The 19,456-nt window shown below is 59.4% G+C and carries 21 protein-coding genes; all 21 read right to left on the bottom strand.

The annotated features are described in order from the left end of the window. Nucleotides 1-307: 307 nt before the first annotated feature. The 21 genes from D8U18_RS22475 to trmJ all read right to left on the bottom strand — a co-directional run bounded on the left by D8U18_RS22475 (nt 308) and on the right by trmJ (nt 19,288). A complete protein-coding gene (locus tag D8U18_RS22475; RefSeq protein WP_131108432.1) occupies nt 308-1,099 on the bottom strand; it encodes an amidohydrolase in 792 nt (263 codons plus the stop codon). Next, on the bottom strand, nt 1,087-2,235 hold the full coding sequence (locus tag D8U18_RS22470) for a pyridoxal phosphate-dependent aminotransferase (protein WP_131108430.1): 1,149 nt from the start codon (nt 2,233-2,235) through the stop codon (nt 1,087-1,089). Before D8U18_RS22470 ends, D8U18_RS22475 begins: the two co-directional genes overlap by 13 nt. A gap of 291 nt (nt 2,236-2,526) precedes the next feature. Beyond that, nucleotides 2,527-3,996, bottom strand: coding sequence for a ribosome biogenesis GTPase Der (der, locus tag D8U18_RS22465; RefSeq protein WP_056855170.1), 1,470 nt, complete (start codon nt 3,994-3,996; stop codon nt 2,527-2,529). Between the two features lie 139 nt (nt 3,997-4,135). Then, entirely contained in the window at nt 4,136-5,287 is a 1,152-nt protein-coding gene (gene bamB / locus D8U18_RS22460) for an outer membrane protein assembly factor BamB (RefSeq protein ID WP_056855169.1), read from the bottom strand. Beyond that, the gene (locus D8U18_RS22455; RefSeq protein WP_056855168.1) at nt 5,280-5,921 is read right to left on the bottom strand and encodes a tetratricopeptide repeat protein; all 642 of its coding nucleotides are present in this window, start codon (nt 5,919-5,921) and stop codon (nt 5,280-5,282) included. Before D8U18_RS22455 ends, bamB begins: the two co-directional genes overlap by 8 nt. A 42-nt stretch (nt 5,922-5,963) precedes the next feature. Then, nucleotides 5,964-7,253: a histidine--tRNA ligase gene (gene hisS, locus D8U18_RS22450; RefSeq protein WP_130908169.1), complete on the bottom strand. Its 1,290-nt coding sequence runs from the start codon at nt 7,251-7,253 to the stop codon at nt 5,964-5,966. Nucleotides 7,254-7,275: 22 nt separating this feature from the next. Continuing rightward, nucleotides 7,276-8,385, bottom strand: coding sequence for a flavodoxin-dependent (E)-4-hydroxy-3-methylbut-2-enyl-diphosphate synthase (ispG, locus tag D8U18_RS22445; protein ID WP_003185136.1), 1,110 nt, complete (start codon nt 8,383-8,385; stop codon nt 7,276-7,278). A 3-nt stretch (nt 8,386-8,388) separates the two neighbouring features. Further along, nucleotides 8,389-9,426, bottom strand: coding sequence for a RodZ family helix-turn-helix domain-containing protein (locus tag D8U18_RS22440; protein ID WP_131108428.1), 1,038 nt, complete (start codon nt 9,424-9,426; stop codon nt 8,389-8,391). Beyond that, entirely contained in the window at nt 9,426-10,184 is a 759-nt protein-coding gene (pilW, locus tag D8U18_RS22435) for a type IV pilus biogenesis/stability protein PilW (protein ID WP_056855165.1), read from the bottom strand. The genes D8U18_RS22440 and pilW overlap by 1 nt, the downstream gene beginning before the upstream one ends. Nucleotides 10,185-10,200: 16 nt before the next feature. After that, on the bottom strand, nt 10,201-11,343 hold the full coding sequence (gene rlmN, locus D8U18_RS22430) for a 23S rRNA (adenine(2503)-C(2))-methyltransferase RlmN (protein WP_056855164.1): 1,143 nt from the start codon (nt 11,341-11,343) through the stop codon (nt 10,201-10,203). Nucleotides 11,344-11,372: 29 nt separating this feature from the next. After that, on the bottom strand, nt 11,373-11,798 hold the full coding sequence (gene ndk / locus D8U18_RS22425; RefSeq protein WP_039765715.1) for a nucleoside-diphosphate kinase: 426 nt from the start codon (nt 11,796-11,798) through the stop codon (nt 11,373-11,375). A gap of 88 nt (nt 11,799-11,886) precedes the next feature. Beyond that, nucleotides 11,887-12,087 carry a Fe-S cluster assembly protein IscX gene (gene iscX / locus D8U18_RS22420; RefSeq protein WP_017123703.1) on the bottom strand — a complete coding sequence of 67 codons (201 nt, stop codon included), beginning with the start codon at nt 12,085-12,087 and terminating at the stop codon, nt 11,887-11,889. Nucleotides 12,088-12,101: 14 nt separating this feature from the next. Beyond that, complete coding sequence (fdx, locus tag D8U18_RS22415) at nt 12,102-12,443, bottom strand: ISC system 2Fe-2S type ferredoxin (RefSeq protein WP_020795601.1); 342 nt, start codon at nt 12,441-12,443, stop codon at nt 12,102-12,104. 2 nt (nt 12,444-12,445) lie between these two features. After that, nucleotides 12,446-14,308, bottom strand: coding sequence for a Fe-S protein assembly chaperone HscA (gene hscA / locus D8U18_RS22410; RefSeq protein WP_131108426.1), 1,863 nt, complete (start codon nt 14,306-14,308; stop codon nt 12,446-12,448). 51 nt (nt 14,309-14,359) lie between these two features. Next, nucleotides 14,360-14,881, bottom strand: coding sequence for a co-chaperone HscB (gene hscB, locus D8U18_RS22405; RefSeq protein WP_056855162.1), 522 nt, complete (start codon nt 14,879-14,881; stop codon nt 14,360-14,362). Nucleotides 14,882-14,889: 8 nt separating this feature from the next. Then, the gene (gene iscA / locus D8U18_RS22400; protein WP_003227904.1) at nt 14,890-15,213 is read right to left on the bottom strand and encodes an iron-sulfur cluster assembly protein IscA; all 324 of its coding nucleotides are present in this window, start codon (nt 15,211-15,213) and stop codon (nt 14,890-14,892) included. A 34-nt stretch (nt 15,214-15,247) separates the two neighbouring features. Next, nucleotides 15,248-15,634 (bottom strand): Fe-S cluster assembly scaffold IscU, encoded by a 387-nt coding sequence (iscU, locus tag D8U18_RS22395; RefSeq protein WP_056721266.1) that lies wholly within the window; start codon nt 15,632-15,634, stop codon nt 15,248-15,250. A gap of 83 nt (nt 15,635-15,717) precedes the next feature. Next, nucleotides 15,718-16,932: an IscS subfamily cysteine desulfurase gene (locus tag D8U18_RS22390; RefSeq protein ID WP_131108424.1), complete on the bottom strand. Its 1,215-nt coding sequence runs from the start codon at nt 16,930-16,932 to the stop codon at nt 15,718-15,720. 50 nt (nt 16,933-16,982) lie between these two features. Beyond that, complete coding sequence (gene iscR / locus D8U18_RS22385; RefSeq protein WP_003227911.1) at nt 16,983-17,474, bottom strand: Fe-S cluster assembly transcriptional regulator IscR; 492 nt, start codon at nt 17,472-17,474, stop codon at nt 16,983-16,985. A gap of 264 nt (nt 17,475-17,738) precedes the next feature. Next, nucleotides 17,739-18,515, bottom strand: coding sequence for a serine O-acetyltransferase (gene cysE, locus D8U18_RS22380; RefSeq protein ID WP_007998676.1), 777 nt, complete (start codon nt 18,513-18,515; stop codon nt 17,739-17,741). 2 nt (nt 18,516-18,517) lie between these two features. Beyond that, a complete protein-coding gene (trmJ, locus tag D8U18_RS22375; protein WP_130905816.1) occupies nt 18,518-19,288 on the bottom strand; it encodes a tRNA (cytosine(32)/uridine(32)-2'-O)-methyltransferase TrmJ in 771 nt (256 codons plus the stop codon). Nucleotides 19,289-19,456: the final 168 nt, after the last annotated feature.

The raw sequence follows: 19,456 nt of genomic DNA, 5'->3' as shown, positions 1-19,456 counted from the left end.
CTGCGTTCCCACGCGGAGCGTGGGTACGATCGAAAGGTACCGGGGGTTGTTGATCGTTCCCACGCTCTGCGTGGGAATGCCTCAAGGAACGCTTCGCGCTCCAGCTGCGGAGATGGGACGCAGAGCGTCCCGGGCTGCGTTCCCACGCGGAGCGTGGGTACGATCGAAAGGTACCGGGGGTTGTTGATCGTTCCCACGCTCTGCGTGGGAATGCTTCAAGGGACGCTCCGCGTTCCGGCTGCAGAAATGGGACGCAGAGCGTCCAAGGCTGCATTCCCACGTGGAGCGTGGGAACGATCTGTCAATATCAGGTGAACTCGAAAGTGTCCGCATCCAGATTCGCCGGAAACCGCTGCCGATACGCCGCCAGTCCCGCCGCATCCAGCACTACCGTGAACACCCCATCCGCCTCCCCCGCACTGAGCAACGTCTCGCCCTGGAAATCCAGCACCTGACTGTCGCCGGTATACGCGAAACCCTTGCCATCGATGCCGATGCGATTAACCGCCGCCACATAGCACAGGTTCTCGATCGCCCGTGCCGGCAACAACCGATTCCAGTGCTGACGACGTGCCCCCGGCCAGTTGGCGGTGTAGAGCAGCAGGTCAGTATCCTGAGCATCGCGGCTCCACACCGGGAAGCGCAGGTCATAGCAAATCAGCGGCCGCACGCGCCAGCCCTTGAGCTCGAACTGCACCTGACGCTCACCCGGCGTGTAGTGGTTGTGCTCACCGGCCATGCGGAACAGGTGGCGCTTGTCGTAATGCAACACTTCACCGTCCGGCCGCGCCCACAACAGACGATTGCGGTGGCTGCCATCGGCCGCCTGCACGATCACGCTGCCGGTGATAACCGCCTCTAGCTTCGCCGCCTGAGTTCGTAGCCACTTGCTGGTCGGGCCATTTTCCGGCTCGGCCAAGGTTTGCGATTCCATGGAGAAACCGGTAGTGAACATTTCCGGCAGGATGATCAAGTCAGCTCCGCGGGCCTGCTCCAGCAATCGCTCGAAATGCTCCAGGTTGGCCTGGCGATCATGCCAAGCCAACGTCGTCTGGATCAGCGCGACGGTCAGATTCGGCAGAGCACTCAGATCACGCATAGTTTTTCCGCTGCTTCAAGCAGGGTCTCCTCGCGTTTGGCAAAACATAGCCGCACCAGGCGTTGGCCGACGGGGGGCGTTTGGTAGAACACCGAGATCGGAATACTCGCCACGCCATGCTCTCGGGTCATCCACAACGCCATCTCGACATCATTGAGATCCGGACGAATCTGCGAGTAATCAACCAACTGGAAATAGGTGCCGGCTACCCGGGTGAAACTGAAGCGCGACGGCGAAAGCAGATCGCAGAACAGGTCGCGCTTGGCCTGATAGAACGCCGGAAGCTCTTCGACGTGTTGCGGCTGCTCGGCCATGAAATCAGCCAATGCGTACTGCAGCGGCGTCACACCGCAGAAACTCACGTATTGGTGAACCTTGCGAAGCTCCGCCGTCAGCGCCGGTGGCGCGACTACATAGCCGGTTTTCCAGCCGGTAACGTGGTAGGTCTTGCCGAACGAGCTGACCACAAACGCACGTTGATACAGCTCTTCATGATTGAGCACACTGACGTGGGGTACGCCGTCAAACACCAAGTGTTCATAGACTTCGTCGCTGACCAGATAGATATCGCGATCACGGATCAAATTCGCCAGCTGATCCAGCTCGGCACGGTTGATCAACGCGCCGCTCGGGTTGTGCGGGCTGTTCAGCACAATCATCCGCGTGCGCGGCGTAATGGCTTCAGCCAGTTTCTGGAAATCGATAGAGAAGTCATTCAGCCCGAGCTGCACATGCACGCAACGACCACCGGCCAGCTCCACCGACGGCTCGTAACTGTCGTAGCACGGATCGAAAACGATCACTTCGTCGCCGCTGTGGATAACGGCCTGAATCGCGCAGAAGATCGCTTGGGTAGCACCAGGAGTGATGGTCACTTCGTTGTCGGCATCGACATGCACGCCATAACTGCGAGCAATCTTCGCCGCCACTTGCTGACGCAGTGCCGGCAGCCCGGTCATCGGTGAATACTGGTTATGCCCATTGGCAACGTGACGCCCGACTGCATCGCACAGGGCCTGCGGGGCAGCGAAATCAGGGAAACCCTGGGACAGATTGATGGCCCCGGTTTGCGCCGCGAGCTGAGACATCTGAGTGAAGATAGTGATGCCGACATTCGGCAGCTTGCTGGTGATCATCGGTGATTCCCTGCTCTACACCCGGCTCTACGACGGCGCGGGAGAGCCCGAGGATAGCCCAAACGGCAGGCATGAAAAAGGGCGCCTTAAAGACGCCCTTCTTCAATTGATCACCACCAAACCTGTGGCGAGGGAGCTGGCTCCCGCTGGACCGCGAAGCGGTCCCAAGATCAGCAACCGAGAATGATCAGATTAAACGCATCGACTGTTTTTGCGACTGCTGCGCAGCCGAGCGGGAGCAAGCTCCCTCGCCACAGAGTGCCCACACACATATGTGTGGGCTGGCTTGAATCAACGCTTGTCGCGGCGTTTCTTGTCGGCCTTCTTGTGGTGCGACATCAAGCGACGCTTCTTGTTGACCTGGCGGTCGGTGAGCGAGTTCTTGTTGCCTTCGTACGGGTTCTCGCCGCCCTTGAACTCGATACGGATCGGCGTACCGACCAGTTTCAGGACACGGCGGTAAGTGTTCTCCAGATAGCGCACATACGACTTCGGTACTTTCTCGATCTGGTTACCGTGGATCACGATGATCGGCGGGTTGGCACCACCCAAGTGCGCATAGCGCAGCTTGATCCGGCGGTTGTTGACCATCGGCGGCGCGTGCTCGCCAACTGCATCTTCCAGAATCTGGGTCAGGCGGTTGGTTGGCCAGCGGGTGACTGCGGACTTGAACGAATTCTGTACGGATGCGTAGAGGTTGCCCACGCCCGTGCCGTGCAGTGCCGAAATGAAGTGGATGTCGGCATAGTCAACGAAGAACAGGCGACGCTGCAGCTCGACCTTCACGAAGTCGCGCTCGCTCGGCGTCATGCCGTCCCACTTGTTGATCGCGATAACCAGTGCACGACCCGACTCAATGGCGAAGCCCAGCAGATTGAGGTCGTGATCGACCACGCCTTCGCGGGCGTCCATCACGAAGATCACCACGTTGGCGTCTTTGATCGCTTGCAGGGTTTTGACCACGGAGAACTTTTCGACTTCTTCGTGGATCTTGCCGCGCTTGCGCACACCGGCGGTGTCGATCAGTGTGTACTTCTCGTCGTTACGCTCGAACGGGATGTAGATGCTGTCACGGGTGGTGCCGGGCTGGTCGTAGACGATGACCCGGTCTTCACCGAGCATGCGGTTGACCAGGGTCGACTTGCCGACGTTCGGACGGCCGATGATGGCGATCTTGATTCCGTCTTTTTCGCTTGGGCCAGGAATGCGCTTGGCTTCCTCGCCTTCGGCAACGATCTCTTCCTCGCCTTCTTCCGGCTCTTCTTCGTCTTTCGGGAAGTCGCTCAGGGCGATTTCCAGCATCTGGGTGATGCCACGGCCATGAGCACCGGCGATCGGGATCGCGTGGCCCATGCCCAGCGGGGCGAATTCGGCGCGGGCCATTTCAGGGTCGATGTTGTCGACCTTGTTGGCAACCACGTAGGAACGCTTGTTACGTTTGCGCAAATGCTCGGCGATCATCTGGTCGGCGGCGGTGAAACCGGCCTTGGCATCTACCAGGAACAGAACAACATCCGCTTCTTCAATGGCCAGCAGCGACTGCTCGGCCATTTTTTCGTCCATACCGTGCTCGTCACCGGAGATACCGCCGGTGTCGACCAGAATGTAGGAACGCCCTTGCCACTTGGCCTCACCGTACTGGCGATCACGGGTCAGACCGGACAAGTCGCCGACGATGGCGTCGCGAGTCCTGGTCAGGCGGTTGAACAAGGTGGACTTGCCGACGTTCGGTCGGCCCACCAGGGCGATTACGGGAACCATGCGGCTCTCCACTTCGTTATTTCAGAAAATACAAAAGCCGCTGCGAGGCAGCGGCTGGTGCTCGGGGCAGCGCCTGTAAGCGCTGCGAGCCCCGCAAAACGGGGCCGCTTGGGGATTAACCCCAAGCATAGTCAAACCTTTACTTAATGGTCAGGGCTTCCAGTTTGCCGCTGTTGCCATATACATAAATCGTGTCACCCACCACCAGCGGACGAGCGCGAAGGCCGTCGCTGTCGATGCGCTCGCGGCCGACGAAACGACCGTCCACCTGACTCAGCAAGTGCAGGTAACCTTCCAGGTCACCGACTGCAACGTAGCTGGAGAACACTTCCGGAGCCGACAGTTGACGGCGGGCCAGCGAGTCGTTGCTCCACAATGCGGTGGTGGAACGCTCGTCGACGCCTTCAACGGTGCCCGAAGACAGGCTCACATACACGGTACCGAAACCCTGGGCGACACCGGCATAGCTGGAAGCATCACGCTGCCAGAGCTGACGACCGCTTTCCAGGTCCAGTGCCGCAACGCGACCCTGGTAGCTGGCGACATACAAAGTACCGCCGGACAGCAGCAAGCCGCCGTCGATGTCGACAACACGCTCCAGTTCCGAACGACCTTGCGGGACCGCTACACGCTGTTCCCACACCGGCACGCCGTTGGAAATATCCAGAGCAACCACTTTACCGGTCGACAGGCCAGCCACCGCGAGGCGGTTGGTTACGATCGGCGCACTGGTGCCACGCAGGGTCAGCACCGCAGGTGTGCTGTCATACAACCAGCGCTGGTTGCCGGTCGCGGCATCCAGACCGATCAGACGATCATCCTGGGTCTGAACCACCACAACGTCGCCGTTGTTGGCAGGTGGTGCAAGGACTTCGCTGGACACGCGAGCGCGCCACTTCTCTTCGCCGTTGATGGCGTCGAGGGCAACGATTTCACCCTTGGTCGTACCAATCGTCAGCAGACCGTAACCTACACCAACGGCGCCGGAAACAGGCAGTTCGAGATCTTTCTTCCACTTGACGTCGCCGTTGCTGCGATCCAGTGCCATCACCACACCGGTGACGTCGGCGGCATAGATGGTATCGCCTTCGACTGCTGGTACCAGCATGTTGTAGGTTTCGCCCTGACCGTCACCGATCGAACGACTCCACTGTTTCTGCAGGACCACTTCTTCTTTGAAGTCAGTCAACTCGGCCGGTGGCAATTCTTTCTTGCTGTTGCTGCTGCAACCCGCGGCCAGAATGGCCAGGGCCAGCAATGCTGCATGTTTCCAACGGATCACGTCACGCATCCCCTTTGGCCAGGTCGTCCAGCTTGATTTGTAGGCCACCGACCGCCGCTTCATCCGACAGTGCCGCCTTGGCTTTTTGATACGCCGCGTGTGCTTCATCGGTACGACCCAACTGCACCAGCAGGTCGCCCTTGAGTTCTTCGCGAGTGGCCAGGAACGCTTTGTCGGCATCGCCTTCGAGCAGTTTCAGGGCTTCATCGACCTTGTTCTGCGCGGCCAGCACCTGGGCCAGGCGTTGACGGGCGATTTCGCCCAGCGCCGGGTTGGCAGGCTTGGCAACAATGGCTTTCAGTTCGCTGGCTGCGTCATCGAGCTTGCCGCTGTCGACCGCGACTTTCGCCACGAACAGGCTGCCGTACTGCGCGTAGGCGCTGCCGGCGAATTCGCTGTTGAGCTTGCCGGCCAGATCGGAAACACGCGCCGCATCAGGCTTGCCGTCAGGCGTCAGCGTGGTTTCCAGCAATTGCTGATAGAGCATCGAGGCGCCTTGCGACTGGTTGCTCTGATACTTCTGGAACGCCTGCCAGCCGAACACGATGACCAGCGCCAACAGGCCACCAGTGACCAGGGGCTTGCCGTTGCGTGACCACCAATCCTTCAAATCCGCCAAATTTTCGTCTTCGGTACTCGACACCCCAATACTCCTTAATCGCTAATTCGGCTGTTTAAGACAGCTTCAACCCTGCACGACGCAGGTGGCCAGGTGATCCGCAAGCGCATCCCAGGCAATGCTTTGTTGTTCGCCCTGGCCACGCAGGGGTTTGAAACCTACCACTTGCTGGGCCATCTCGTCGTCGCCGAGGATCAATGCATACAGCGCACCGCTCTTGTCGGCTTTCTTGAACTGGCTTTTGAAACTGCCGGCGCCAGCATTCACTTGCAGACGCAGGTTGGGTAATTGATCGCGCACACGTTCTGCCAGGGCCAGGCCGGCCAGTTCGGCTTCTTCGCCGAAGGCGCAGAGGTAGACGTCGACCTGACGGGCGATCTCAGCCGGGATCTGCTCCAGGGTTTCCAGCAACAGCACCAGACGCTCGATGCCCATGGCGAAACCGACGCCGGCAGTAGGCTTGCCGCCCATCTGCTCGACCAGGCCGTCGTAACGACCACCGGCACACACGGTGCCCTGGGCGCCGAGTTTGTCGGTGACCCATTCGAAAACGGTCTTGCTGTAGTAGTCCAGCCCGCGAACCAGCTTCGGGTTGATCACATAAGGAATGCCGGCGGCGTCCAGGCGAGCCTTGAGGCCCTCGAAGTGCACGCGGGACTCATCGTCGAGGTAGTCGGCCATCTTCGGCGCATCGACCAGAATCGCCTGTGTGTCGGCGTTCTTGGTGTCCAGGACCCGCAGCGGATTGGTCTTCAGGCGGCGCTGGCTGTCTTCGTCCAGCTTGTCCAGATGCCCGGACAGGAACTCGACCAGTGCTTCGCGATAACGACCACGGGACTCGCTGGTGCCCAGGCTGTTGAGTTCGAGCTTGACCGCATCACGGATGCCCAGTTCACCCCACAGGCGCCAGGTCAGCACGATCAGCTCGGCATCGATGTCCGGACCGTCGAGGTTGAACACTTCGACACCGATCTGGTGGAACTGGCGATAACGGCCTTTCTGCGGACGCTCGTGGCGGAACATCGGGCCGATGTACCAGAGTTTCTGTACCTGGCCACCGCCAGTGATACCGTGCTCGAGCACTGCACGCACGCACGCTGCCGTGCCTTCAGGACGCAGAGTCAGGGAATCGCCGTTACGGTCGTCGAAGGTGTACATCTCTTTTTCGACGATGTCGGTCACTTCACCGATGGAGCGCTTGAACAGCTCGGTGAACTCGACGATCGGCATGCGGATCTGCTTGTAACCGTAGTTATCCAGCAAACGCGAAACGGTGCCTTCGAAATGACGCCACAGGGGTGTCTGTTCGGGCAGGATGTCGTTCATGCCACGAATGGCTTGCAGAGACTTGCTCACTATAAATCCTTAAATTCGTTCGTCAGCCGCGCGCAATAACGGCAGCGTCAGCTTCGACCTTTTCGGCCGCTTTCTGGCGGATCAAGCGTTCAAGCTCATCCACCAGATTGTCATTCGTCAGTTTCTGCGACGGCTTGCCGTCGATGTAGATCAGGTTTGGCGTGCCGCCAGTCAAGCCGATATGGGCTTCCTTGGCTTCACCCGGACCGTTGACCACGCATCCGATGACCGCGACATCCAGCGGCACCAGCAAGTCTTCGAGACGCCCTTCCAGCTCGTTCATGGTCTTGACCACATCAAAGTTCTGCCGCGAGCAGCTCGGGCAGGCGATGAAGTTGATGCCACGGGAACGCAGGTGCAGGGATTTGAGAATGTCGTAGCCGACCTTCACTTCCTCGACCGGGTCGGCCGCCAACGAGATGCGGATAGTATCGCCAATCCCTTCGGCGAGCAGCATACCGAGGCCCACGGCAGATTTCACTGTGCCGGAGCGCAAACCACCGGCTTCGGTGATGCCCAGGTGCAGCGGCTGAACGATTTCCTTGGCCAGCAAGCGGTAGGCTTCGACAGCCATGAACACGTCGGAGGCTTTCACGCTGACCTTGAAGTCCTGGAAGTTCAGGCGTTCAAGGTGCTCGACGTGGCGCAAGGCCGATTCGACCAGTGCAGCCGGGGTCGGTTCGCCGTATTTCTTTTGCAGGTCTTTTTCCAGGGAACCGGCATTGACGCCGATGCGGATCGGAATCCCGCGATCACGGGCGGCATCGACCACCGCGCGCACGCGGTCTTCACGACCGATGTTGCCCGGGTTGATTCGCAGGCAGTCGACACCGAGTTCGGCTACGCGCAATGCAATCCGGTAATCGAAGTGGATGTCGGCAACCAACGGCACTTTGACCAGTTGCTTGATCTTGCCGAACGCTTCGGCAGCGTCCATGTCCGGGACGGAAACCCGCACGATGTCGACACCGGCCGCTTCCAGACGATTGATCTGGGCAACGGTGGCCGCGACATCGTTGGTATCGCTGTTGGTCATGCTCTGCACAGCGATGGGCGCATCGCCGCCAACAGGAACGTTACCGACCCAGATCTTGCGCGATTCGCGACGTTTGATTGGAGATTCGCCGTGCATGACTTATTGACCCAACTTCAGGCGAGCAGTCTCGCCACTGGTGAACGGAGCAACATCAACCGCCTGACCGTTGTAATTGACCTGCGCGCCACGGGCATAACCCAGACGTACAGCGAACGGCGGTTTGCCGCTGACGGAAACATTGTCGCCTTTACGCTTGAGACCACTGAACAGCACTTTACCGCCACCGTCGGTCACTTGCGTCCAGCAATCAGCCGTGAACTGAATTTGCACCTGGCCTTGACCGGCAACAGGAGCCGCAGCCACCGGGGCGGGTGCTGGCGTGCTCGGCACGACCGGGGCAGTCACGACCGGCGCTGGAACGACAGGGACGGCAGGGGCTGGCGTGGCCGGTGTGGCCGGTGTGGCGACAACCGGGGCGGCATTATGCGCAGGCGCGGCAGGCGTTGTAGCAGTCGGAGCAGCGGGTGCGGTTGCCGGGGTTTCAGCCGGCACCTCAGCCGAGGTTTCGGCCTGCGGCAATGCCAGAGCAGTCTCGCCTTCGGCCTGACCTTGCGCCACAGCCTGGTCTTCCGGCTCATCCAGCGGATGAATCTGGGTGGTGCCATCGGCGCCTTCGACTTCAACGTGTTCCGGAGTGAGGCCGATCAGGTCCTTGGTGCGCAGCGAGGTTTGATCCTGCCACCAGACAAAACCACCGCCAATCACCGCCACCAGCAACAACAGGCTGACGATGCGTAAAATGGTATGGGAAACCCGCACCGGCTCTTCGATTCGACCCAGGCTATGTACGCTGCTGCCTTGGGAGTCGGTACCGGTGGATTGGTCGAATTGCTGAACCAGAACGGCCTGGTCCATGCCGAGCAATTTGGCATAGGCGCGAATATAGCCGCGAGCGAAGGTATGCCCCGGCAGCTTGTCGAAAGCGCCGGCTTCAAGATTGCTCAGGGATGTCACGGTGAGGTTGAGCTTGAGGGCCACTTCGGCCAGCGACCAGCCATTGCTTTCGCGGGCCTGGCGCAAGGTCTCACCGGGGTTAACGCGATTCGCTGCTACAACTTCGGGATGCGCCGCTTTCATCATTGCTCCGACAGGTATTGCTGATATTCCGGTGTACCGGGATAGAGTCGTTTTAATTGCAGGCCATAACTGGCTGCCTTGTCGCGATCTTCAAACACTTTTGCCAGCCGAACGCCGAGCAATAGACTACGTGCATTTTGCTCTGTGAGCTGGCTAAAACGGTCGTAATAGTCACGCGCGGGCACATAATGCCTGTCTTCGTAAGACAACTCAGCCATTTCCAGCAATGCGCGTGGTTGTTGGCGGTTCAAACGCAAGGCTTTTTCCAGTTGCTGCTGGGCCAACTCACGCTGGCCGAGCATTGAAGCCGTCATGCCCAGGTTCTCGAACACTCGCGAACGCTCAGGATACAGGGTATCGGCGGCGGCCTGCTCGAAGCGCTCGTACGCTTCTTTATAGCGTTTTTGCTCGAACAGAAAGCTGCCGTAATTATTGAGGATTCGTGCGTCGGCGGGACGAGAAGACAGCGCTTTGCGAAAATGCTCGTCGGCCAGCTCGGGCTCCATTTCGGCCTGAAACACCAGCCCCAGCGCAGCATTGGCATCAGGGTCGGCGCTGTCGAGTTCCAGCGCTTTTTTCAACGGGACCTTGGCGCGCTCGGTCATGCCTTGCTGCAGGTAACCAATGCCCAGTTGCACATAGGCGGCCCGCGCTTCATCACGGCCTTTGCTGGTCTTCATCGGGTTGTAATCGCCCGAAAGCACGCAGCCAGCACACAGGCTGGCCAACAGCAAAAGCAGCGCAAAGCGCAGGGACATAGAGATCCTCTCTTGGTTATTTCGCGGCGTTCTGCGCCATATCGTTGTCGGCGCTGAGTTCACGCACGGCGATATAACGTTCGCTGCGACGGGTGCGATCCAGCACCTGCCCTACCAACTGACCACAGGCGGCGTCGATGTCTTCACCACGGGTGGTGCGGACGGTGACATTGAAGCCGGCATGATGAAGCTGATCCTGGAACCGGCGGATAGCGTTGTTGCTCGGCCGCTCGTACCCGGAATGCGGGAACGGGTTGAACGGGATCAGGTTGATCTTGCACGGAATGTTCTTCAGCAACTCGATCATCTCGACCGCGTGCTCGACCTTGTCGTTGACGTCCTTGAGCAAGGTGTACTCGATGGTCAGCACGCGCTTCTCGCCCAGGGACGACATGTAGCGCTGGCACGACTCGAGGAGCATCTTAAGCGGATATTTCTTGTTGATCGGCACCAATTGGTTACGCAATGCGTCATTCGGTGCGTGCAGGGACAACGCCAGGGAGACGTCGATGTGCTTGGACAGCTCATCGATCATCGGCACCACGCCGGAGGTCGACAGGGTCACGCGGCGCTTGGAAATGCCGTAGCCCAGGTCATCCATCATCAGGTGCATGGCAGCGATGACGTTGTCGAAGTTCAGCAGCGGCTCACCCATGCCCATCATCACCACGTTGGTGATGGCACGGTCGACGGTCGCCGGGACGCTGCCAAAGGATTTGTTGGCAATCCACACCTGGCCGATGACTTCGGCGGCGGTGAGGTTGCTGTTGAAGCCTTGCTTGCCGGTGGAGCAGAAACTGCAATCCAGGGCACAGCCTGCCTGGGACGAAACGCACAAGGTGCCGCGCTTGCCCTGGGGAATGTACACGGTCTCGACGCAGCTGCCGGACGCCACGCGCACCACCCACTTACGGGTGCCGTCGCTGGAGATGTCCTCGCTGACCACTTCCGGACCACGGACCTCAGCAACAGCCTTGAGCTTTTCGCGCAAGGCCTTGCTGACGTTCGTCATGGCGTCGAAATCATCGACGCCAAAGTGGTGAATCCATTTCATTACCTGACCGGCACGGAAACGCTTCTCCCCGATCGAGTCGAAGAATTTTTCCATTTCCTGTTGAGTCAGCCCCAGCAGGTTGGTTTTTACAGTCGATGTAGTCATGGATTCACCTTCACTCTTTAAGCCAATGCTTAGCGAGTGGTTACTTCAGTAGCTGCGAAGAAGTATGCGATTTCGCGAGCAGCAGCGGCTTCGGAGTCCGAACCGTGAACAGCGTTGGCGTCGATCGATTCAGCGAAGTCAGCACGGATGGTGCCAGGAGCTGCTTCTTTAGGGTTGGTAGCGCCCATCAGCTCACGGTTGCGAGCGATAGCGTTTTCGCCTTCCAGAACCTGAACGACAACCGGACCGGAAGTCATGAAGGCAACCAGGTCACCGAAGAAACCACGAGCGCTGTGCTCAGCGTAGAAGCCTTCGGCTTCGGCTTTGGACAGTTGCTTCAGTTTCGAAGCTACAACGCGCAGGCCAGCGTCTTCGAAGCGAGTGGTGATCTTGCCGATCACGTTTTTAGCAACGGCGTCAGGCTTGATGATGGAGAAAGTACGTTGAACAGCCATGGTGTAACTCCAGAAACGGTAATTTGCGAAAAATTAAACCCGCGAATTATACGCGGGTTCTTGGGTATTGCCTAACCTGCAGCGTGGCTCAGTCGCGTTCTTCGATCCAGTGGGCCTGAATGGCCTCCAGGATCTTCTCGCCACAATGCTCAGGCTTGTCGTCGAACTCGGGCAATTCCATCACCCATTTGCGCAGATCGACGAAGTTGACCGACATAGGGTCCACATCGGGCTTGCTTTCAGCCAGCTGGATGGCGATTTCCAGCACATCAGTCCACTTGAGACTCATGACAATTCCTTGAATCAATGCGGCGCTTCGGCTGCGTGGTTGAGCGAGTATTTCGGAATTTCGACGGTCAGGTCTTCGGTACCGACCTTGGCCTGGCACCCCAGGCGGGACTCACGCTCAAGACCCCAGGCCTTGTCGAGGTAGTCTTCTTCCAGCTCATCGGCCTCTTCCAGCGAGTCGAAACCCTCGCGGATGATGCAGTGGCAGGTGGTGCAGGCGCAAACGCCACCGCAAGCGCTTTCCATCTCGATGTGGTGCTCGTGGGCCAGTTCGAGAATCGAGATGCCGGGTTCGGCCTCGACTACCATGCCTTCAGGGCAGAACTTCTCGTGTGGCAGAAAAATGACCTGCGGCATCGTTATTCCTCAATCTCATTCAGGTTGCGCCCCGCCAGCGCGGCTTTCACCGTCGAGTCCAGGCGGCGGGCAGCAAAGGCATCGGTCACTTGCGACAGACGCTTGGTCTGCTGCTCGATGGCATAACCATCGGTACCTTTCATCAGTTCAGTCAGTTCCTGCACCTGCGCATCGATGACCATGCGCTCTTCAGCGTCGAGCAAACGCTCGCCGTCAGCTTCCAGAGCCGCCTGCACCGCTTCGATCAGGCGCTGGGCATCGACCTGCTGCTCACGCAGCACGCGGGCAACCTTGTCGTCATTGGCGTGCTGGAACGAGTCCTTGAGCATTTTGGCGATTTCGCCGTCGGTCAGACCGTAGGACGGCTTGACCTGGATGCTCGCCTCAACGCCCGAACCCAGCTCGCGAGCCGAGACACTGAGCAGACCGTCGGCATCGACCTGGAAAGTCACGCGAATCTTCGCTGCACCGGCAACCATCGCTGGAATACCGCGCAGCTCGAAGCGTGCCAGGGAGCGGCAGTCGCTGATCAGCTCGCGCTCGCCCTGCAACACGTGGATCGCCATGGCCGACTGGCCGTCTTTATAAGTGGTGAAGTCCTGCGCACGAGCGACGGGGATGGTGGTATTGCGTGGAATCACCTTCTCCATCAGGCCGCCCATGGTTTCCAGCCCCAGGGACAACGGAATCACGTCCAGCAGCAGCAATTCGCCGCCGTCACGCTTGTTGCCGGCCAGGGTATCGGCCTGGATCGCAGCACCAATGGCTACCACTTGATCCGGGTCGATTTCAGTCAGAGGTTGGCGACCGAAGGCTTCGGCGACCGCTTCGCGAACGCGGGGAACGCGAGTCGAACCACCGACCATGACCACGGCATGCACGTCTTCCAGTTCGATACCGGAATCGCGAACAGCGCGGCGGCAGGCTTTCAGACTGCGTGCAACCATCGGCTCGATCAGCGCATTGAACGCTTCGCGGGTCAGCTCGGCTTTCCAGTCGCCATACGCGACTTCGACAGCCACAGCACCGGTCAGCGCTTCTTTTGCGGCACAGGCGGTTTGCAGCAAATTGCGTTGCGCGCCCGGATCGAGATCGGCGGACAAGCCGGCGCTCTCGATGATCCAGCCAGCGATGGCATGGTCGAAGTCATCGCCGCCCAGGGCACTGTCGCCGCCAGTGGCCAGCACTTCGAAAACACCGCCGGTCAGGCGCAGAATCGAAATATCGAAGGTACCGCCGCCCAGGTCGTAAATGGCGACCAGGCCTTCGGCATGCTGATCCAGGCCGTAAGCCACAGCGGCTGCGGTCGGCTCGTTGAGCAAACGCAGCACGTTCAGACCGGCCAGCTTGGCCGCATCCTTGGTCGCTTGACGCTGCGCATCGTCGAAATAGGCCGGAACGGTGATCACCGCGCCTACCAGTTCGCCACCGAGGGTCGCTTCAGCGCGCTGACGCAGGACCTTGAGGATATCGGCGGAGACTTCGACCGGGCTTTTCGGGCCCTGGATCGTGTCGATGAACGGCATGTGCGACTCGCCGCCGACAAAGCGGTACGGCAGCTGGTCGCCCAATTGCTTGACGTCGGACAGACCACGACCCATCAAGCGCTTGACCGACAGCACAGTGTTCAGGGGATCGGTAGCGGCCGCCAGTTTGGCGGACTCGCCCACTTCGACGCGATCAGCGTGATAGCGCACGGCAGACGGAAGGATGACCCGCCCGTCTGCGTCGGCAAGCGGCTCGGAAAGACCACTGCGCAATGCAGCGACCAGCGAATTGGTAGTGCCCAAGTCGATCCCCACAGCCAGACGACGCTGGTGCGGTTGAGGACTTTGGCCGGGTTCGGCGATCTGCAGTAGGGCCATCGTTATCAGGACTTATCTGTATATCAGGCGTGCGACCGGAGCGGCACTGGGTTAATCGTCGAGGCGCTCTTCCAGCTGGCGCACTTCGTAGGTGAGCTTGTCGAGGAACTGCATGCGCCGCATCAGGCGTTCGGCCTGTTCACGTTGCGCGGCATCGTTCCAGCAAGCCGAGAAGCGTTGGTTCAGTTCATCCTGGGCAGCTTTCAGGCGACGCTTGAAGACGGCAACCCCATTGAGGTCGGCGCTGTCCTGCAGGTCTTCGAGCTCTTCACGCAACTCCATCTGTTGCAGAAGAAACTCCGGATCATGCACCGTGACCTCCAGCGGCAGCTCGCCACCATTCAAGGCGAGCAGGTAACGCGCGCGCTTGGGCGGATTCTTGAGCGTCTGGTAGGCCTCGTTGAGGCTCGCGGATTGCTCTAGCGCCAGCCGCTGCTCACGCTCGGAAGCATCAGCGAAACGGTCCGGATGAACGCTGCGCGCCAACTCACGGTAGCGCGTAGCCAGCTGATCGAGGTCCAGATCGAAACTCGGTTGCAGCTCAAATAAAGCGAAGTGACAAGGAGTACCCACGACAAGCCTCAGATGTTGAAGCTTTCGCCGCAGCCACATTCACCGCGTACGTTGGGGTTGTTGAACTTGAAGCCTTCGTTCAACCCTTCCTTGACGAAATCGAGCTCGGTGCCGTCCAGGTAGGCCAGGCTTTTCGGGTCGATGATCACTTTTTCGCCGTGACTTTCGAACACCTGGTCCTCTGCAACCACCTCGTCGACAAACTCCAGCACGTAGGCAAGGCCGGAACAGCCTGTGGTGCGAACACCCAGACGAATCCCTTCACCTTTGCCGCGCCCGTCGAGGGAGCGCCGCACGTGTCGAGCAGCCGCTTCTGTCATGCTGATAGCCATCGGTGACTCCTTACTCGTCGCCAAAACTCGAAAATCAGATCAAGCCTTTCTTCTGCTTGTAGTCGCGAACGGCCGCTTTGATAGCGTCTTCAGCGAGTACGGAGCAGTGAATTTTCACTGGCGGCAGAGCCAGTTCTTCAGCCAGCTGAGTGTTCTTGATGGTTTCTGCTTCGTCCAGGGTCTTGCCTTTCATCCACTCGGTGGCGAGGGAGCTGGAAGCGATAGCCGAACCGCAGCCATAGGTCTTGAACTTGGCATCTTCGATGATGCCGGCGTCGTTGACCTTGATCTGCAGGCGCATGACGTCGCCGCAAGCCGGCGCGCCGACCATGCCGGTGCCGACATCAGGATCCTGCGCGTCCATCTTGCCGACGTTGCGCGGGTTTTCGTAGTGGTCGATGACCTTTTCGCTGTAAGCCATGATTCTTAATCCTCACTCATCAGAGAGTCGCTCTTTGAGCCCCGTAACCGAAGTTCGCGGGGCCGGTTCGCGGCGACTTGAAATCAGTGTGCCGCCCACTCGATTTTCGAAATGTCGACACCGTCTTTGTACATGTCCCACAGCGGCGACAGAGCGCGCAGCTTGGTAACGGCCTCGCAAACTTTCTGCGCGGCGTAATCGATTTCTTCTTCGGTGGTGAAGCGGCCGAAGGTGAAGCGGATCGAACTGTGTGCCAGTTCGTCGTTGCGGCCCAGGGCGCGCAGTACGTACGAAGGCTCCAGCGATGCCGAGGTGCAGGCCGAACCGGACGAAACCGCCAGATCCTTGAGCGCCATGATCAGCGACTCGCCTTCAACGTAGTTGAAGCTCAGGTTCAGGTTGTGCGGAACGCGGGCAGTCAGGCTGCCGTTGACGTACAGCTCTTCCAGATGCTCGACCTGCTTGTAGAAACGGTCGCTCAAGGCCTTGATGCGCACGTTCTCGGTCGCCATGTCTTCCTTGGCGACGCGGAAGGCTTCGCCCATGCCGACGATCTGGTGGGTCGCCAGGGTGCCGGAACGCATGCCGCGCTCGTGACCGCCGCCGTGCATGGTCGCTTCGATGCGAACACGCGGCTTGCGGCTTACGTACAGGGCGCCGATGCCTTTAGGACCGTAGGTCTTGTGGGCGGAGAACGACATCATGTCGACTTTCAGTTTCTGCAGGTCGATTTCGACCTTGCCGGTGGACTGAGCGGCGTCGACGTGGAACAGGATGCCCTTGGAACGGAGCAGTTCGCCGATCGCTGCGATGTCGTTGATGGTGCCGATTTCGTTGTTCACGTGCATGACCGACACCAGGATGGTGTCGTCACGCAGTTCGGCTTCGATCATCTCAGGCGTGACCAGGCCATCGGTGCGAGGCTCGATGTAGGTGACTTCGAAGCCTTCACGCTCCAGTTGGCGCATGGTGTCGAGGACAGCCTTGTGCTCAATCTTGGTGGTGATCAGGTGCTTGCCTTTGGTGGCGTAGAAATGTGCCGCACCCTTGATTGCCAGGTTGTCGGATTCAGTGGCGCCAGAGGTCCAGACGATTTCACGCGGGTCGGCGTTGACCAGGTCGGCCACCTGACGACGGGCGTTTTCGACGGACTCTTCAGCTTTCCAGCCGAACACGTGGGAACGGGACGCCGGGTTACCGAAGTTTCCGTCGACCAGCAGGCATTCACTCATCTTTTGCGCGACACGCGGATCAACCGGGGTAGTCGCAGAGTAATCAAGGTAAATCGGCAATTTCATGGACTATCTCCTAAATCAGGCTGGCTGGCGTGCCGTTAGCTCTGTGGCTGTCATTCGACGGCGGACGCTTCAATCTTGTCCAGGCGTGGCGCCTTGCTGTTGCAACGGCGTTGATCCTGACGCTGGGCTACTTCTTGCACCTCACGGCGAGTCACAAGGTCAGCCAAGCTGATACCGCTCAGAAATTCGTGGATCTGCAGGCTCAGGTCGCACCACAAGTGATGAGTCAGGCAAGTGTCACCGGAATGGCAATCACCCTGGCCCTGGCATTTGGTTGCATCGACCGATTCGTTCACCGCATCGATCACCTGGGCGACCTGGATGCCCTGCATGTCGCGGGACAATTGGTAGCCACCGCCCGGACCGCGGACACTGGACACCAGATTGCTGCGGCGCAACTTGGCAAACAGCTGTTCGAGGTAGGACAGGGAGATGCCTTGGCGCTCGGAGATATCGGCCAGGGACACGGGCCCGTGCTGCGCGTGCAACGCCAGATCGAGCATGGCGGTCACGGCGTATCGGCCTTTTGTAGTCAGTCGCATGGACGTTTACCACGGAGTTCGGAATGGGGCGAGTATGCAATTCCCGAGTATTTAAGTCAACTATAAGACCTAGTACTTTAGTCAGGTTTACCCGCAAAAGAGCGGCCGCATCATAGCAAAGGCTGACCGGTTACAGCCAGCAATTGCGCGTTATCGTTCATCGCGGGCAAGCCCGCTCCCACAGGGATTGTGGGCGCTCACACAATCGGCGCCTCACCGGAGACCTTGTGGGAGCGGGTTTGCCCGCGATGAAATTGACTCGGTTCAGCTGGCCTGACTCTGATCCTTGTCCTTCACACAGGCGAAGTCTTCTTCGCGCAGTTCAGGCAGATCTTTCGCACAGTAATTGCTGCCCAGATCCTTCAACGCCCCGCACATGCCCTCCAGACGACCGTCGACTGCCTGCAGGTGATCGAGCAACTGATTGATGGCGCGAGCCACCGGGTCCGGCATGTCTTCGGTCACGCCGTAGGCATCGAAGCCGATTTTCTCGGCCATGGCCTTGCGCTTGGCGTCCTGTTCTTCGTCGGGTTTGACGATGATTCGCCCCGGAATACCCACCACCGTAGCGCCCGGTGGAACCTCTTTGGTCACCACGGCGTTGGAGCCGACCTTTGCACCGGCACCGACAGTGAACGGGCCAAGCACCTTGGCGCCGGCGCCGACAACGACACCATCACCCAGCGTCGGGTGGCGCTTGCCTTTGTTCCAGCTGGTACCACCGAGGGTCACACCCTGATAAATGGTCACGTCATCGCCAATCTCAGCGGTTTCGCCAATGACGATGCCCATGCCGTGGTCAATGAAGAAGCGACGCCCGACCTTGGCACCCGGATGAATCTCGATCCCGGTCAACCAGCGACCGAAGTTCGACACCAGCCGCGCCAGCCATTTCAGGTCCGCACGCCACAGCATTGCCGACAAACGGTGAATCCAGATCGCATGCATGCCGGGGTAGCACGTCAGGACTTCAAAAGCGTTACGCGCCGCCGGGTCACGATGGAAAACACTCTGGATATCTTCACGCAAACGCTCGAACATCATTAATCCTTCCGCTTAAGAAGCTCACCACGGGCCGCTTTCTGGGTTTCCGTGAGGATGCCACGCAAAATATTCATTTCCGCCCGGCTAACCGAGCTGCGACCGTACAACCGGCGCAGGCGCGCCATCAAGTGCCGTGGCTTTTCCGGGTCGAGAAACTCGATGCTCACCAGGGTTTGTTCCAGGTGCTCATAGAACCGCTCAAGCTCATCCATCGTTGCCAGCTCGGCGCTTTTGACGGAAGCCACTTCTTCCTTCTCGACCTTGGTCGGCTGACCTTGCGCGGCCAGCCAGGCCATGCGCACTTCATAACTCAACACCTGCACCGCCGCCCCAAGGTTCAGCGAACTGAACTCAGGGTCTGAGGGGATGTGCACGTGATAATGACATCGCTGCAGCTCTTCGTTGGTCAGGCCGGAATCTTCACGCCCGAACACCAGGGCGATTTCCGCGCCCTGCCCGGCTTCCTCGACCACTTTCGCCCCACATTCGCGGGGATCGAGCAGCGGCCATGGAATCCGACGATCACGGGCGCTGGTGCCCAGCACCAGATTGCAGCCGACCAGGGCATCTTCCAAAGTGGCGACGACTTGCGCGTTTTCAAGGATGTCACCGGCACCGGAAGCACGGGCGTCGGCTTCGTGATGCGGGAACAGACGAGGCTCGACCAGCACCAGCCGCGACAGGCCCATGTTCTTCATGGCACGCGCAGCCCCGCCGATATTGCCCGGATGGCTGGTATTGACCAGGACGACACGAATGTTTTGCAGCAAGGGAGGCGCTCTCGAACACAATAATCGGGAGCAGAATCTTACAGCTCATCCTACCGTTAAGCCATGAAAGCGAACGTCGTCCTTCTCCTGTAGAAACTTTCTGATAGAATGCCCGGCTTTCTTTAACAACCTTAGGTGACACATCCATGCAGCCCATGCTGAATATCG

This window comes from Pseudomonas sp. Sample_10 (genome assembly GCF_004321495.1).
Taxonomy (GTDB): Bacteria; Pseudomonadota; Gammaproteobacteria; order Pseudomonadales; family Pseudomonadaceae; genus Aquipseudomonas.
The sequence above is the reverse complement of the archived record's forward strand: the minus strand, read 5'-3'. Positions and strand labels throughout refer to the sequence as shown.